Annotated in this window: 15 protein-coding genes and 1 tRNA gene; 6 read left to right on the forward strand and 10 right to left on the reverse strand. The window is 62.3% G+C overall.

Annotation, left to right across the window (positions count from 1 at the left end; translation table 11 throughout):
• The 3 genes from ABX74_RS22175 to ABX74_RS22185 all read right to left on the reverse strand — a co-directional run.
• Positions 1-1,295, reverse strand: a 1,295-nt coding sequence (locus tag ABX74_RS22175; RefSeq protein WP_047889718.1) for a PP2C family protein-serine/threonine phosphatase, incomplete at its 3' end; no start/stop codon positions are given.
• The gene (locus tag ABX74_RS22180; RefSeq protein ID WP_003943418.1) at positions 1,292-1,756 is read right to left on the reverse strand and encodes an FHA domain-containing protein FhaB; all 465 of its coding nucleotides are present in this window, start codon (positions 1,754-1,756) and stop codon (positions 1,292-1,294) included. The genes ABX74_RS22180 and ABX74_RS22175, both read right to left, overlap by 4 nt.
• 186 nt (positions 1,757-1,942) lie before the next feature.
• A complete protein-coding gene (locus ABX74_RS22185; RefSeq protein ID WP_021332622.1) occupies positions 1,943-3,361 on the reverse strand; it encodes a DUF3662 and FHA domain-containing protein in 1,419 nt (472 codons plus the stop codon).
• A gap of 254 nt (positions 3,362-3,615) precedes the next feature.
• On the opposite strand from ABX74_RS22185, the gene ABX74_RS22190 reads away from it, so the two are divergent.
• Positions 3,616-3,701: transfer RNA gene (locus tag ABX74_RS22190), tRNA-Leu, on the forward strand.
• A 53-nt stretch (positions 3,702-3,754) separates the two neighbouring features.
• Here ABX74_RS22190 and ABX74_RS22195 read toward each other — a convergent pair.
• The gene (locus ABX74_RS22195) at positions 3,755-4,096 is read right to left on the reverse strand and encodes a hypothetical protein (protein ID WP_047889719.1); all 342 of its coding nucleotides are present in this window, start codon (positions 4,094-4,096) and stop codon (positions 3,755-3,757) included.
• 91 nt (positions 4,097-4,187) lie between these two features.
• Positions 4,188-4,418 carry a hypothetical protein gene (locus ABX74_RS22200; RefSeq protein ID WP_144419591.1) on the reverse strand — a complete coding sequence of 77 codons (231 nt, stop codon included), beginning with the start codon at positions 4,416-4,418 and terminating at the stop codon, positions 4,188-4,190.
• 219 nt (positions 4,419-4,637) lie between these two features.
• On the opposite strand from ABX74_RS22200, the gene ABX74_RS30780 reads away from it, so the two are divergent.
• Positions 4,638-4,925: a histone-like nucleoid-structuring protein Lsr2 gene (locus ABX74_RS30780; RefSeq protein ID WP_082148543.1), complete on the forward strand. Its 288-nt coding sequence runs from the start codon at positions 4,638-4,640 to the stop codon at positions 4,923-4,925.
• Between the two features lie 31 nt (positions 4,926-4,956).
• On the opposite strand, the gene ABX74_RS22205 is transcribed toward ABX74_RS30780, so the two are convergent.
• On the reverse strand, positions 4,957-5,208 hold the full coding sequence (locus ABX74_RS22205; protein ID WP_047889721.1) for a hypothetical protein: 252 nt from the start codon (positions 5,206-5,208) through the stop codon (positions 4,957-4,959).
• A gap of 140 nt (positions 5,209-5,348) precedes the next feature.
• On the opposite strand from ABX74_RS22205, the gene ABX74_RS22210 reads away from it, so the two are divergent.
• Positions 5,349-6,614, forward strand: a complete 1,266-nt coding sequence (locus ABX74_RS22210; protein ID WP_047889722.1) for a putative Ig domain-containing protein — start codon at positions 5,349-5,351, stop codon at positions 6,612-6,614.
• Positions 6,615-6,711: 97 nt separating this feature from the next.
• On the opposite strand, the gene ABX74_RS29720 is transcribed toward ABX74_RS22210, so the two are convergent.
• Entirely contained in the window at positions 6,712-7,929 is a 1,218-nt protein-coding gene (locus tag ABX74_RS29720; protein ID WP_053062070.1) for a protein kinase domain-containing protein, read from the reverse strand.
• 43 nt (positions 7,930-7,972) lie between these two features.
• Positions 7,973-8,767 (reverse strand): restriction endonuclease, encoded by a 795-nt coding sequence (locus ABX74_RS29725; protein ID WP_053062071.1) that lies wholly within the window; start codon positions 8,765-8,767, stop codon positions 7,973-7,975.
• Between the two features lie 173 nt (positions 8,768-8,940).
• Between ABX74_RS29725 and ABX74_RS30470 the strand changes: the two genes are divergently transcribed.
• Positions 8,941-9,096, forward strand: a complete 156-nt coding sequence (locus ABX74_RS30470) for a hypothetical protein (protein ID WP_189637348.1) — start codon at positions 8,941-8,943, stop codon at positions 9,094-9,096.
• A gap of 1,289 nt (positions 9,097-10,385) precedes the next feature.
• Here ABX74_RS30470 and ABX74_RS30785 read toward each other — a convergent pair.
• On the reverse strand, positions 10,386-10,550 hold the full coding sequence (locus ABX74_RS30785; protein WP_262982280.1) for a hypothetical protein: 165 nt from the start codon (positions 10,548-10,550) through the stop codon (positions 10,386-10,388).
• On the opposite strand from ABX74_RS30785, the gene ABX74_RS30660 reads away from it, so the two are divergent.
• Positions 10,489-10,695, forward strand: coding sequence for a hypothetical protein (locus ABX74_RS30660; RefSeq protein WP_262982279.1), 207 nt, complete (start codon positions 10,489-10,491; stop codon positions 10,693-10,695). The genes ABX74_RS30785 and ABX74_RS30660 overlap by 62 nt on opposite strands.
• 158 nt (positions 10,696-10,853) lie before the next feature.
• On the opposite strand, the gene ABX74_RS22230 is transcribed toward ABX74_RS30660, so the two are convergent.
• Positions 10,854-12,293, reverse strand: a complete 1,440-nt coding sequence (locus tag ABX74_RS22230; RefSeq protein ID WP_047889724.1) for a phytoene desaturase family protein — start codon at positions 12,291-12,293, stop codon at positions 10,854-10,856.
• Between the two features lie 556 nt (positions 12,294-12,849).
• Between ABX74_RS22230 and gltB the strand changes: the two genes are divergently transcribed.
• Positions 12,850-16,165 (forward strand): glutamate synthase large subunit (gltB, locus tag ABX74_RS22235; protein ID WP_047889727.1); only part of this gene is annotated, 3,316 nt, incomplete at its 3' end.

The raw sequence follows: 16,165 nt of genomic DNA on the forward strand, positions 1-16,165 counted from the left end.
GGAGTGGGCGTGGCCGTCGTCGTCGGAACCGGCTCACAACGAGGCAGCAGATCGCCGCCGATGAGACGGATCATCTGGCTCTGCGCATCTTCACGCTTGCCGGACGGCAGCCCGGCGCGCACCTGCTCCTGCGCAGACGGCTGCAGATCCGTCACTTCGAGGATGTTGCAGTTGCTGGGAATCGCGTCGGGGGAGACGAGGGTCAGGACGTCGTCGTCGCCGACGCAACCCACCAGATCCGCGTCTTGCAGCGAGTAACCGAGCACCGAACCGGGGATTCCGCGCAGCACCGTCACGCGGCCGTTGTCTTCGCCGACGTAGTAGTTGTTGCGGATGACGGCGCGGCCGATCACGGCGCCGACGCCGACCAGCGCGATCAGCACCACGGCAAGGACCACCCACCACAACCGGTTCCGCTTCTTCTTCGGTTCCGGTTCGGGTTGGGAGACAACTCGCTTGGGCGTCGCGCGCGGCGGACGCATGGCAGCGGCGCGGCCGGCAGCGGTGTTGGGGGGAGGGGCGTCCTCTTCCTCTTCCGTCGACGCGGCGCCCGCGACGATGGGATGTGACTGGCCGTAGTCGAGGTCGATGACATCGGCGACGACGACGGTGACGTTGTCGGGACCGCCGCTGCGCAGCGCCAATTCGATGAGACGGTCGGCGCACTGCTCCTGCGAGCCTTCGCGCATCGTGTTCTCGATGGTCTCGTCGCTGACCACATCGGAGAGGCCGTCGGAGCAGAGCAGGTAGCGATCGCCGGCGCGGGCTTCGCGCACGGTGAGCGTCGGCTCGATCTCGTTGCCGGTCAACGCCCGCATGATCAGGGATCGCTGCGGGTGCGTGTGTGCCTGTTCGGCGGTGATCCTGCCCTCGTCGACCAACGACTGCACGAAAGTGTCGTCGCGGGTGATCTGCGTCAGGTGGTCGTCGCGCAGAAGGTAGGCGCGCGAGTCGCCGATGTGCACGAGACCGAGCTTGCTGCCGGAGAAGAGGATCGCGGTGAGCGTGGTGCCCATGCCGTCGAGTTCGGGTTCTTCCTCGACGTGATCGGCGATGGAATCGTTGCCCTCGCGGGTGGCTGCCTCGAGCTTGCCGAGCAGATCCTCGCCGGGCTCGTCGTCGTCGAGATGCGCCAGAGCGGCAATCATCAACTGCGACGCGACCTCACCGGCCGCGTGTCCGCCCATACCGTCGGCCAAGGCCAGCAGACGGGCACCGGCGTACACGGAATCTTCGTTGTTGGAGCGCACGAGACCGCGGTCGCTGCGCGCCGCGTAGCGGAGAACAAGGGTCACGGGCGCAGCTCGATTACCGTCTTGCCGACGCGAACCGGGGTGCCCAGCGGGACGCGCACCGCAGTGGTGACCTTGGCGCGGTCCAGATAGGTGCCGTTGGTCGAACCGAGATCCTCGACGTACCAGTCGGCGCCGCGCTGCGAGAGCCGCGCATGGCGCGTCGACGCGTAATCGTCGGTGAGAACGAGCGTCGAATCGTCGGCGCGGCCGATCATGACGGGCTGTGAACCGAGGGTGATGCGGGTACCGGCGAGGGCGCCCTGCGTGACCACCAGGTACCGAGGCACCTTCGCCTTGCCCAGCGAGGGCAGGACCTTTCCGGCGCGGGTGTACCGCGGCGGAACCCTGACCCCGGAGCCGGCATAGATGTCGGAACGGAGAGTGCGGAGGACTGCCCAGACGAACAGCCACAGTAGGAGCAGGAAGCCCGCCCGTGTGAGTTGCAGAATCAGGCCCTGCACGGCTGTCCACCTCCTTCTATGGCTCGAGCCCCGCCGCAGCGGGGTTCGAGCATTGTCGACTGGCAGCATCATAGGGGGCTCTGGGCCCCGGAGATCACGATACTGACAGCCGCGTGACGGCGGCGCGCCGACGGACCGCCGAATGTTCGATTGTTATCGGAAAAATCCTGGCGTCCGTTTCTCAGCTCAGAGAATGCGAACCAGAATCTCCGAGTGACCTGCACGAATGATGTCGCCGTCTGCCAGCTGCCAGTCCTGGACCGGCGCTCCGTTGACGGTGGTGCCGTTCGTGGATCCCAAATCGGACAGCATCGCGGTGCGGCCGTCCCAACGGATGTCGATGTGGCGACGTGAGACGCCGGTGTCCGGGAGGCGGAACTGAGCTTCCTGGCCGCGGCCGATGACATTGCTGCCGTCGCGAAGCTGGAAGTGGCGTCCGCTGCCGTCCTCGAGCTGCAGGGTTGCCGTCAGGCTCTGGGCCGTCGGTGCGTAACCGCCCTGCGGCTGGGCATAGCCCTGCTGCGGGTAGGCCTGCGTCTGCTCGAAGTTGCCACCCTGCTCGTAGCCGGCCTGCTCGTACGGCTGCTGTGTGTACGCCTGCTGGTCGTAGCCGCCCTGCTGGTAGCTCTGCTGGTCGTAGCCCGGCTGATCGTACGACTGGCCGTTGTACGGCTGCTGGTAACCCTGCTGGTCGTAGCCGCCCTGCTGGTAGCCCTGCTGGTCGTACCCACCCTGGTACGCCTGCTGGCCGTAGCCCTGCTGGTCGTACGGCTGCTGCTGGTAACCCTGCTGGTCGTAGCCGCCGCCCTGCTGGTCATAGCTCTGCTGGTCGTAACCGGCCTGCTCGTACGGCTGCTGCTGGTTCGGGTACGCCTGCTGGTCGTAGCCACCCTGCTGCTGGTTGTAGCCCTGCTGGTCGTCGCCCGTGCGGTAACCGTCGCCGCGGTCGTAACCGTTCTGGTACGGCGCTTCCTGGCCCTGCGGAGCGGCGTAACCGCCGTCGTCGTGGGAGTACCCGTTCCGTGCCGGCTGCTGCGGTTCGGGCTGGCGACCCGCCGGTTCGCGGCTTGGTTCGTAGCCTGAGTTCTGCGTCATGGGGCCGGCTCCTGGTTGTGACGGGACTGGATTGGAAACAGGGGGAACAATCGGTGCGGGTCGCTGAGGCGGCCGTTGTGGAGGCCGCGACGAAACCTGCGGAACATGCGACGGCGGTGATGCCTGCTCGGCGTCACCATCCGGGTCGACGGTTCCGCGGGTGCGGAACTGACCGGTGTGGAGCGTAGGCGAAGGCTCGAAAGTGACCGAGATGTCGCCATACGTCTGCCAACCCTGATCGCGGATGAAATCCTGCAGGTGTCGGCTGAAAGCTTTGGTAGTCAGTTCGCGATCAGCTGCCAACTCTTCGTGATCGGAGTTGTTGATGGTGATCACGTAGTTGTTGGGGGCGAGAAGGATTCCGCCGCCGAGGTGCTCGACGCGGTCACGTGCCTCCTGCTGGAGCGCCGCCTCTACTTCCTGCGGCACAACACCACCACCGAAGACCCGCGCGAATGCGTCGCCGACAGCTCCTTGGAGCTTTCGTTCGAAACGCTGCACGATGCCCATCGGGCCCTCCTCTCGCCTCGCATCTACGACGGCAAAATGCTCGGCAAGTAGCGCCGGCACCGCCTTGTCGCGTGTCGTCCAAACTGCTGTACAGGTTCCACGGTACTGTCAAATGTCGCTTCGGCAGTACCTGGCCGCTGTTTCAGCATGGTATCGGTTCTGGGCTTTCGGGTGCTCGGTGTTCATCGATTTGTGCCCTGAGCTGCACGAATAGAACTTTCAAAGTTTGTCGTGATAATGTTTCGGCGTTGCTCGGGCGAGTGGCGGAATGGCAGACGCGCTGGCTTCAGGTGCCAGTGTCCTTAGGGACGTGGGGGTTCAAGTCCCCCTTCGCCCACCACAAGACGAGGCCACGAACTCACAAGAGTTGGTGGCCTCGTTTTTTGTTGTCGGCTATCTGGCCGCAGCCTGGATGAAGCTCAGAACGAAGTCCAAGGCGGTGCCCGCAAACGGGTTGCCGACTGGTTGAGGGGTCGCGGCGGGAGTAGTGATCTGCGGGTTCATCATCCCTGGCGGCAGTGTGCCGGGTGGGAGATTGATGATGGCGTTGATGTCGTAGATGGTGTTGTCGGGACCGTTGGTCACCGAGAACGAGATACTGCCGAAGTCGACGACCGGAGTGTCGGCTGATGCAGTACCCACTGCAGTGCCGAAGGTGATCGCGGCAGCGAGCGCGCCGACACCGAGGGCGGCGGTGGTCCGGGACAAACGAGTAGGCGTTGCGGGTCCATTCACAGATGTGCTCCCTTTCGTGGTGACAGCATCCGTCCGCGGGATGCCAAGCAGCCAGGAGATTGCAACCACTAGCGAGGAAGATAACGGACATTCACTCCATAGCGGGGTGGTTCGACACCGATTGCTTGGCCAACGGATCTGAGTTGATTCTCAAGTCGACCGAGGAGTGCGCGCGGGTTTTCGCGTGAACGAAGGCACGGTATCGACTGGTGAACTCCGAATGATCCATCGCGGCAAGCTGATTGAACAACTCGTTGGCTCTGGGCGCTAGGTTCGGCGCGGCTACGTCAGGTCTGGGGCTGGCCATGACGTTCCCGGTCATCGCGCGCTCCGATTTGTTGTCCACTTGCGAGGGGTGCCTTTCCCAAACCCTAGCGGCAGCGGCGACATTCCTGGTCGGATTCTCGGCGCGGCACATCTCGGCCATCGCCGCCAGTCAGCACGAGGCCCGGTTCAACCGACTGCAGCCGGCCGCGAGCGCTCCACAGAAAAGATCGCATTTCGGCCGGTGACAACGATTTTCCGGTGAACCAGGTTTCTCATCCGTGGCGATCTCTGTCTTCGCGAGGTCGCTTCGGTTCACTCACGAGTTCTCTCGACGAGAAGGTCGAGTACGCCGGCGTTCGCTCTCGCTCAACAAGACCGACAGGAGCGCCATGTTGGCAAAGCCCTTGCGAAAACCTCCACTGCGACCAAGCCGTCAGGCTCCGGTCGATCAGCCGAGCAACTCAAAGCAATGCGGGAAAGGGCCGGCAAGAACGGCTTCGACGTCTCCCCGCGCGGAAGAGTCAGAGCCGACGTCATCGATGCTTTCGACGCCGCACACTGAGGCTTGTGAACAGCATCGTCGTTTGCTGATATCAGGCTAATTCGAGACCGCCCTCGGCGGCGAGAGGACCAATCGACCGTCGTCGAGGGCGATCGCCCACCGTTCCACCGGTGCTCAATCCCGACCCAGGGTCAGTGTCGTCGATGACGGTATCGGCGAAGTCCTCGACCACGGTTCCGACCTGCGGTTTGGTATCGCGAGACCGTGATCCGGAGGTCTGGATCACGGTGACCCTGGCACCGACTGCGATGGGATCGGTAGGTTGAGTGTCGGAGTCGGACATAGACCTGTTTCTGGCAGAGACGCCGCCAGGCCGCCTCCTCACCCAACGATCACTGGTGTTTCAAAAACGATCGATTCCGAGACAGTCTCCAACGCGACCGAGCGCCACGGAACCGTATTTCATCAAGGCAACTGTCCGTTATGTTCTATGTCGCGGTTGCCTCCAGTGGCCGCTCCGCCCTCTCCGGTGGATTCTGCTCGAAAGGCCGCACCACCATGGCACTACTCGATCACTATCTCCGACCACACCGAAGCCGACGCATTCGAGGGCTCGCCGCTCTCCTGACCTCCGGAGTGCTGGCTCTCGCGGGCGCGACCACTGCTGTTGCCGCGCCCGTGGGTGTGCCGGTTGATGCGCCGGCCCCAGCCCCCAACACGTACACCGAAGCTCCAGATTTCGTCGACACCTCAGCCTCCTACCAAGCCCGGTTCTGCTCAGACGCGAAGGATGGAAACACTTTTGCTGTCCAGGTGAATGAGGGCAAGGAGAGTGATTATCATGGTGGCATCCCGCCCGAGGAGACCTGGCACGGCGAGTGGATGTCGAACGTCACGTTCGACACCTGGTTCGACGACGTTCGACACCCCTATGGTGTGGGCATGTGGTGTCAGATCGTCGTGCCCACAGACCTCAGTGAGGGCGATTGGGTCCGTCTCATAGGATGGAACCCCTCCGCCAACATGTCGGCAGGTTTGACCAAGGTGGTTGAGGTCAATGGTGCGGTTACCGTGCGGCATATCAGCGGTCAGGGCTGGTGGTCTAATGCTGGGGGCCGCTGCTGCGGCTCGGTCTTCGCGACCGTCCCGGCGCCTGCCATCCCTGATCCTGTCGCATTGGCCGGCACAGTCGGAACGAGCTTCACCCGCACGTTCACTGCCACCGGGACGCCATCCCCTGCCGTTACTGTTGCCGCGGGTAAGGTGCCCGACGGTCTCGTCCTGAGCTTGGGCGGGGTTCTGTTCGGAACACCCACCACCGCAGGAAAATTCGACTTCACCCTCACCGCTGCCAACGGTGTCGGAACACCCACAACACTCGATGTGACGATGACTGTTGCTCTGGCGCCGGCTGCTCCTGTGTTCGCGGACACCGCGCCCGTTGCGCTGACCGGCACCGTCGGAACTATTTTGACCCGAACCTTCGCCGTCACCGGGACACCGGCCCCTACTGTCACCGTCGTCGATCCGGCGAAGCTTCCGCCGGGAACGACGTTCGCGAATGATCCCGTCACCGGTGTTCCGACTCTTTCCGGAACACCTACCGTTGCAGGTAAATTCGACTTCATGGTCACCGCAACAAACGGCACCGCCCCCGACGCCACCTTGCATGTGACGGTCAACGTCACCGCAGCACCGGTCATCGACCCGCCCGCGACCGGATCCCTCGGATCGATCTTCGGCAGCTGATTTTCCGACACGTTCGCACATCCTGACCCCGTTGTCCTCCACCCCATTCGCGGGGCGGAGGACAACGCCGTAAGTACGAGATCCAAATGTTGATCTCTCATGCAGTTACGGCATCTGCTTCCTCCATGCCTTCGATGTCTGCGATCACGTCAACCACCTGTTCGTAACGCTGCGACAAGTCGGATGCCGTGCACTTCTGGACGATCCGACCCACCTCGCCCGGATCCGACCGCAGTGACGTTCGTCGGGTGAATATGTACTGGATGATGTAGCCAATCCCGTGCATCTCGTTTCGAAGGCCAAAGTCACCGAAGTCGTCGAGCTGCGGGTCGCGGTGGGTTCCCTTCATCTCCGTCCCTGTATGGGTGAAATCGGACTCCGGTACCTTCACCAGGCCGAGGTCCGAGATCTTCACCAACACCTCGTCTCCGTCGTAGAGCTTCACCAACACATTGCGTCGGCTCAGGTCCCGATGAAGAAGACCCTTCTCGTGAATGTGGCGCATGCCCTGGAGAAACTGCAAAGCGATGCGTTTCCGCACATCGAAGGTCAGTTTGTCTCCCCGATATCTGATGAAGTCGTCGAGCGTCTGATCGCAGTACTCCATCACGTACTCGTTGTGATCTGCGTCATACCTATACGCCTTGACCACATACGGGGAATTTAAGTCCTTCAAGGAGTCGAATTCCTGCTTGAACCGCTGAAGCTCTCGATCATCCAAGTCTTTTCTCGCCTGTTTGATGGCGAACGGGATCCCGTAAAACGAATCGACATACGAGAAGACAAGTGCGTACGAACCCGAGCCGATGTTCTGGCGGTCGATCAGCACAGGGGATTTGGGGTCGTCGAGCGGCACGATAGTTGAAGCCATCGACGTGCGGCGGTAGTCGATTACGTCCGTCCCGGCAGCGCTGGTCGTCCTGTAGAGCTCGTAGCCACTCGCCGCCAGGGCCGCATTCAACTGCTTCAGCATGTTCGCGGTCTGAAGGGTTTGCGGCCGCACACGTGGATGTAGAGTGTGCGCGACGAACTCCAAGAAGGTTTCGTCCGAGCTACCCATGAGATTGAAACGTGGGTCGTCGAACACCCAGCTATCGTCCCAGTCGCTATTCATCTCGCGATGCTTTTGTATATCTTCGTAGGCCGTCTTATAGCGAGTATCGGTACTGAGGAGTTCGTTGAGGTTGTACAGGTCTGACAGGAACGCGGACTCGCTTTTCGTGCCGTGCCACAAAGACTCTCGCCTCAGCAGAAATTCCTTGATGATGCGTCGAGTCGCTCGGTCTATGGCCTCGCCAGTGGAAGGTCGGATCACAAGGAATCAGTGTGCATCACGGCTTGCCGAACCTCATGACCGGTCAACGCACCCCGCGCCTAATCATTCTGTACGCCAGAAAGCCGAGAAGCGCAGCGACCACAAAAGCTGCGACAGCACTGAATACCCGACCAGATGCGGTCATGTCACCGTTGAGAGCCGCCCCGACGCCGCCAGCTAGAAAGGCGAACGAAACAACCGCAATCAGTGCCCCCAATAGGGCGAGAACCAGACCCCCAACACCACTGGACGACACAGCGTTTGACGTTTCGGTCCGGCGACCCGCCGTTCCCGCTGACTTCACATCAACTGGGATCAATGGCGGAACAGGCTCCCGAGTCGCCAGGTGTTCGGCAACGCGAATCTCGTGCTGCTCGGCCCGATAACTACGTGCCAACTCGACAGCAACAGCGATGTCGACATCAGGGTAAAAATCTGGCTCACCCGGATCATCAGTGACACGGACGGGTCGCCCAGCCCGGTTAACCAGATTCTCTGCACACCCATTGTGAGGAGCGACGATTCCAATCTCGTCGTACACGAACAACGCCATGCCCACCTCGTCGGCGTATTCGACAGCCTGCCGACTGTAACCAGATCCGGCAAAAAAGAGCATCTGCAGATCGCTCCGATTGCCACGCGCCCCAAACAACCGCTGCAAGTCCGGACGACCCACAAAACCGACCCGATACTTCACCTGCGCAACAGCGCGCTCCGAGAACACATCAATGCCCCCGTCAGCACCAGGCCCTGAAACTCGGGCATCAACGAACCCGAGATCACGCATCCGAAGAGCCGCGTTGACCTCAGCCGCCTCCGGAGAGTCGATGTACTTCACAACAACAACCTCCTAGTCCGATGGATGCTAACAACGCGCCCGGACATCCCCACCGGCCGAGAAACGGACAGCCTAATGAAGCGCCGAAGAAATACGCCGGCCCTCGCAGAATCGAGATCTTCGGGTGGGGGACCCCGTTGCGGTCCGGACGAAGATCCTGATCCCATACGGCAATGAACTGGAATGCACTCCTGCTGATGTCCATCGGTGGCGCCATCGCCCTCGTGAGTTACCCCATCAAAGAAGAAAAGGGAGCAAAAATAGGAACACCGATCCTTTTCATCGGCGCCGTGCTGGGACTCAGTGGCCTTGTGCGGCTCCTAGCGTGAGGCGTAGGGGACACACGCTCAATCTCCCGCACATTCGAGGAAGAGACCACGACGATTCAGAACGACCCAGGCGCACTCGGAACGCGAAATGGATGGGTTCACCAGCGCGACCTGGGAATTTCAACGATGTAACTCACAACATCTCGCGATATGTGTTTCTGTCGCCCACAACCGGTAGTGTCTTGAGCACTGAGAGACCACAACGCGGAACGTCTTCGAAGCAACTGCCGAGAGGTCAATCAGCCCTGAGAAAAGGGGAGAGTCGCTTTCGAGCCCTTTCCACTCGTGGATATCGATCCACCCAGAACTGAGCCGACCCCACCCTGGGGCACGGTGACGGGAAGGGAGGGAACACCTTGAACCCGGACTCAGAAAGAGACTCAGATGAGTCTCGAACCGACAGTAACCTGATCAAGTTTTTGAATCAGACTGCTGTCATGCTCACCGCAGTATCCATGTACTGCGACGCTACAAACAGCAATGCCACCTTGATGCTTGGCACCAAGATGGCAGCTGGAATGCTTCAGATGATCGTTATCGTTTTGCGGCGACCGATCACCAGAAGGTGAAGACGCAGGCGGTTCCTCAGGTGTTAGCGCACCGTGGAGCCGCCTGTTTTCAGTTGTACAACGAACGAACCTGTTCGAAAGTGCTCAACAAGCCCGTCCGAAGACTGTAACCCCATCACTGCCCGTGACGGAAGTCTGAGCGAAACAAACGGCAACGTAAATGGACAACTACCGCCGCTTCGCAGCATATGGATCCTGAACAAACAGCGCTGGACCAGCTCAAAGACAGCACCCTGAACTTCGCGGCTGCATCACACCTCACAAGGCTGCATCACACCTCACAATCTGCCAGAGGCCACCGACAAGAACATCAGCGCTACCGCGGCACCAAGCATGGCCAGCCTCCGCAGCTCCCGCACAATCACCCCGCGAGCCACCCGAGTGGGAGGTGCGAACGCCGGTCCGTTGCCGGCGGTGTGTTGGCGCCTGTCCGGCGGTCGGCCACCTTCGGTGTCCCCGTAATGAACTCCGCTGCGCCCCGTTCGGTGAAAAGCATTGATTTGTTTTCACTTCTGGCCTTCCGCTTCTCGCCGTCGGTGACCTGCGCGCAACCCCTGGCTGCGCAAGTGCCGGCCGATGGCTCCGAGAAATTTTCGCCACTCGCACGCTCCCGCCAAAATTTTCTCGGCCCAGGGGTGGCACTCCGGTCCCCTCGTGCCGACGCGATTCTCCTTTGCGAGAAGGCGAAAAAAATTGGCGGGGCACGAGGCCCGGTCACTTTCACAGCAAGGGGAACGACATGCAGAACATCCGTTTGAGGACCGCCACCGATGTCTTAACCGCAATCCCGGCATTGCTCGGATTCGTCCCCGCCAATTCCGTCGTGATGATCGCTCGCACCGGATCACCGGCCACCTTCGCGTTTGTCGCGCGCACCGATGTCATCGGCACCGGTCCGGTTGGCGGCCGCCGGACTCGACCAGATCGAGGCATCCGAGCGCGAGCTCGACAGCATGGGAATCCGCACCCTTGTCGCGGAATCCCTCGCGGTCGGAGCGGGGTGGTTCGACACCAACGGCGAGGTGCCTGACCAGCAATGCATGTTCTGCGTCTCATGCCAATAGTTGCTCTGTCGCGGGTTCGCTCTGGCCACTGGGCCGGGGATCTGCGCCTCGTCCGTGTTGGCCGGCTGGGTCAGGGACTCCTCCGAAGGCGTTTGTCTGAAATGTCGTCCCCATCGGGGACGCCTCAACCCCGCGCCTTCAGCGCCGCCCGCGCAGCATTGAACCCACCCATCCCGTGGACCCCGCCGCCCGGGGGAGTTGCGGACGAGCAGAGGTACACGCCCGGGGCGCCGGTGGCATAGGGGTCCAGCCCGAACCGGGGGCGCGCGATGATCTGCCGCGCAGTGTTCGCCCCCGCGGAGATGTCGCCACCCACATAGTTGGGGTTGTACGCCTGCATCTGCGGCACATTGCGCACGTGGACGCCCACGATCCGGTCCCGGAATCCCGGCGCAAAGCGTTCGATCTGACTCGTGATCGCATCGGTTGCGTCACCCGGATAGCCGTGCGGCACATGCGCATACGCCCAGACCGGGCGGATTTCTCCGACGGAACGGGAGGGGTCGGCCAAGAACTGCTGGCCCAACAGAATGAAGGGCTTGTCCGGCATCTGACCCCGAACGGTCTGACGTTCCACGGCAGCAGTTTCCGAAATCGTGCCGGACAGATGCAGGGTGCCGGCCTTGCGGGCATGCGGATTCGTCCACGGCACGACGCTCCCGTCGGAATCGCCACGCACGGCGTAGTCGACCTTGTAGGCAGCGGTGCCGTAGCGGAATTTGCGGTAGGCCCGGGCAATGCGGTCGGGCTGCCGACCGTCGAGCAGACGACCGGCCGCATCGGGGGCGATGTCGAGCATGACGATGTCGTAATCGGCGATCTGGGAGTAGTTGGTCACCCAGTTCCCGGTTTCGATAGTGCCACCGAGGCTGCGCAGAATCGAGGCGAGCGCCGCAGCAATTGACCCCGAACCACCTTGTGCCACAGGCCAACCGTGAGCATGGGCTCCAGCAGTGAGCATCGAGCCGACAGCACTGGAGAGTGGAAGGGTCAGCGTCCCGAACATGTGCGCCGCGACGCCACCGAACAGCGCCCGCGCTTGTGGGGTCTTGAACATCCGAGCGAAACCCGTCGCGGGAAGCAGAGCGCCCGTCCCGAAACGGGCGAGCATCAGCGGGTGCTTCGGGACGTGGACGATCGGCTTGAAAACGTCCTGCACCAACTCGTCGAAGTTCTCGGAGAGGTATCCGAAGACGTCGAGCCAGCGCTTACCGTCGACACCCAGTCCTTCAGCGGTCCGGTTGATGTCACGCCACAGAACCCCGGCGGTGCCGTCGTCGAGTGGATGGACCAGATCGATCTCGGGCCACAGCCACGTCAGGCCATGTTTGGCGAGCCCGAATTCGCGGTCGAGTTCCTTGAAGTAAGGAGAAGCCAAAGCGGTGGGATGGAAGGCGGAGCAATCGTCGTGGACGAGTCCGTCGACTATGTATTCGCTGCTGCGGGTTCCACCGCCGATCTTGTCCGCACCCTCGATGACATGAACGTCGATTCCGGCGCGGGCGAGTTCGATCGCCGCCGCGAGACCGTTGGGGCCACTGCCCACCACTACTGCTGTTGTCATTTGCGCTTCGCCACCCGTCTTCTCAAGGGTGAGCCTACGGAAATTACAGCGATGGCATTCTGCGAGCAAACAATTCAGGCCTAGACCTTGGTTGATCGATCAACTTTTGTTACAGTTCGAGGCGCACTGGCCGCAGCTGATTCTTATCGCTGCGGCCAGTTGTTGCATTCATCGCCCATCGCGCCTGTTTCCTGCGGATTCGGTATCCTGTGAATCGGAACTTCTCTGCACAGACGCAGCTCCGAAATCTGTCGAGGGGCCTTCTGGCTCCCTGCATCGCCGCAGTTCAGAGCAATTATAGGGCTACCTTAGTTGCGCCCGTGCCGGGGTTCTGAATTATCGTTTTCGTTACACGGTTGACTCACAAAAGTTTCAACCGACCGAAGACTCACGTCGCCGGGTGCCAGAACGCACACCATCGCGTCTGCGCAGGGCGGCTACTTCGGTGGCACCGAACACATCGTCGTGTCGGTGCTTTGAAGGACTTGCATTGCAAGTTGATGGCCATCAGCGCTGCTGGTCGTCGGTGCATCTTTATGGCATACGAAGGCTGGGTATGAAGCAACTTCCAGGCCCCCAGGGCCTCTATCACCCGTCCAATGAGCACGACTCCTGTGGAGTCGCATTTGTTGTCGACATGCATGGTCGCCGCAGCAGGGACATCGTCGAAAAGGCGATCACCGCTCTGGTCAACCTCGAGCATCGCGGCGCTGCCGGATCAGAACCCAACACGGGTGACGGTGCGGGCATTCTGCTGCAGGTTCCCGACAAGTTCTTCCGAGCTGTCGTGGACTTCGCGCTGCCCGCCGAAGGCGCGTACGCAACCGGTATCGCATTCCTCCCGCAGGGCGATGCCGATGCACACGAGGCTGCTGCTGCAGTCGAGAAGATCGTCGTCGAAGAGGGCCTGAAGGTTCTCGGCTGGCGCGAGGTCGGAACAGACGACTCCTCGCTTGGCGCACTGGCGCGCGACGCGATGCCGACGTTCCGTCAGATCTTTATCGGCTCCGAGGGTGACAAGTACACCGGCATGGATCTCGAGCGTCGTGCGTACGTGGTGCGTAAGCGCACCGAGCACGAGCTCGGCTCCGAAGGCGCCGGCAAGGGTGGCCCGGGTAGCGAGACCGTGTACTTCCCCAGCCTGTCCGGCCAGACGTTCGTCTACAAGGGCATGCTCACCACCCCGCAGCTCAAGGGTTTCTACCTCGACCTGCAGGACGATCGTGTCGAGAGCGCACTCGGACTCGTCCACTCGCGCTTCTCCACCAACACGTTCCCGTCGTGGCCGCTGGCGCACCCGTTCCGCCGGGTCGCTCACAACGGTGAGATCAACACCGTCACCGGCAACGAGAACTGGATGCGCGCTCGCGAGTCCCTCATCGACAGCGACGTCTTCGGTGGCCGCGAGAACCTGGACAAGATCTTCCCGATCTGCACCCAGGGCGCCAGTGACACCGCTCGTTTCGACGAGGTGCTCGAGATGCTGCACCTCGCCGGCCGCAGCCTGCCGCACGCAGTTCTCATGATGATCCCGGAAGCCTGGGAGAAGCACGAGAGCATGGACCCCGCTCGTCGGGCGTTCTACGAGTACCACTCGGCTCTCATGGAGCCCTGGGACGGACCGGCGTCGGTGTGCTTCACCGACGGCACCGTCATCGGCGCCGTGCTGGACCGCAACGGTCTGCGTCCGTCGCGTCTGTGGATCACCGAAGACGGCCTCGTCGTCATGGCGTCGGAGGTCGGCGTTCTGCCGATCGATCCGTCCACCGTGGTCCGCAAGGTCCGCCTCCAGCCCGGCCGCATGTTCCTCGTGGACACCGCGCAGGGCCGGGTCATCAGCGACGACGAACTCAAGTCCGAACTCGCTGCCGAGCACCCGTACCAGCAGTGGATCGACGAAGGTCTGATCCACATGGACGACCTGCCGGACCGCCCGTACACGTACATGTCGCACGAGCGCGTCGTGCTGCGTCAGCAGCTCTTCGGTTTCACCAGCGAAGAGGTCAACCTGCTGGTCAAGCCGATGGCTCTCTCCGGTGCCGAGGCACTGGGCTCGATGGGTACCGACACTCCGATCGCCGTGCTCTCGTCACGTCCGCGGATGCTGTTCGACTACTTCTCGCAGCTCTTCGCTCAGGTCACCAACCCACCTCTCGACGCGATTCGTGAAGAGGTTGTCACCAGCCTCGGCGCGACCATCGGCCCCGAGGGCGACCTGCTGCACCCGAATGCGGACTCCTGCAAGCAGATTGCGCTCCCGCAGCCGATCCTGCACAACGACGACCTGTCGAAGCTCGTTCACGTCAACGACGACGGCGAATTCCCGGGCTTCCGCAGCGTCGTGATCCGCGGCCTGTACCCCGTCAAGGAAGGCGGCGACGGTATCCGTCGTGCGCTCGAGGGCATCAAGTACCAGGTCTCGCAGGCAATCGAGGGTGGCGCACGCATCGTCGTGCTCTCGGACCGCGAGTCCACCGAGGATTACGCGCCGATCCCGTCGCTGCTCCTCACCTCAGCCGTGCACCACCACCTGGTTCGTGAGAAGTCGCGCACCAAGGTCGGTCTCATCGTCGAGGCCGGCGACGCCCGCGAGGTGCACCACATGGCGCTCCTCATCGGCTTCGGTGCCGCAGCGGTCAACCCGTACATGGCTTTCGAGACCATCGACGAGTTCCTGCAGAACAAGGAACTCGAGGGCCTGACCCTCGAGAAGGGCATCGCGAACTACATCAAGGCAGCCGGCAAGGGTGTCCTGAAGGTGATGTCCAAGATGGGCATCTCGACGCTCGCGTCGTACACCGGTGCTCAGCTGTTCCAGGTCATCGGCCTCTCACAGGAGCTGACGGACGAGTACTTCACCGGTCTGCAGTCGCAGCTCGGTGGCATCGGCCTCGACCAGATCGCAGCCGACGTCGAAGCACGTCACCGCATCGCGTACCTCGATCGCCCCGAAGAGCGCGCTCACCGCGAGCTCGAGGTCGGCGGCGAGTACCAGTGGCGTCGTGAAGGCGAGTACCACCTGTTCAACCCGGACACGGTCTTCAAGCTCCAGCACGCAACTCGCACAGGTCAGTACGAGGTGTTCAAGGAGTACACGACAATGGTCAACGACCAGTCGGAGCGCCTTGCCGCTCTGCGTGGTCTGTTCGACTTCAACATCGGCAAGCGGCCGTCGATCTCGATCGACGAGGTCGAGCCGGCCAGCGAGATCGTCAAGCGTTTCTCGACGGGTGCGATGAGCTACGGCTCCATCTCCGCCGAGGCTCACGAGACACTCGCCATCGCGATGAACCGTCTGGGCGCCCGCTCCAATTCCGGTGAGGGCGGCGAACATCCGTCGCGCTTCACGCCGGACGAGAACGGCGATCTGCGACGCAGTGCCATCAAGCAGGTCGCGTCGGGACGCTTCGGTGTCACCTCGCACTACCTGAGCAACTGCACCGACATCCAGATCAAGATGGCGCAGGGAGCCAAGCCCGGTGAGGGCGGCCAGCTTCCGGCTCACAAGGTGTACCCGTGGGTGGCCGAGGTTCGGCACTCCACGCCTGGCGTCGGCCTGATTTCGCCGCCGCCGCACCACGACATCTACTCGATCGAGGATCTCGCTCAGCTGATCCACGACCTGAAGAACGCCAACCCGCAGGCCCGCATCCACGTGAAGCTGGTCTCCGAGGTCGGCGTCGGAACCGTCGCGGCCGGTGTCTCCAAGGCACATGCCGACGTCGTTCTGATCTCCGGTCACGACGGTGGCACCGGTGCCACCCCGCTTACCTCCGTCAAGCATGCGGGCGCACCGTGGGAGCTCGGCCTGGCCGAGACCCAGCAGACGTTGCTGCTCAACGGTCTTCGTGACCGCATCGTCGTGCAGGTCG

Source organism: Rhodococcus sp. ARP2 (assembly GCF_001029585.1).
Lineage (GTDB): Bacteria > Actinomycetota > Actinomycetes > Mycobacteriales > Mycobacteriaceae > Rhodococcus_F > Rhodococcus_F erythropolis.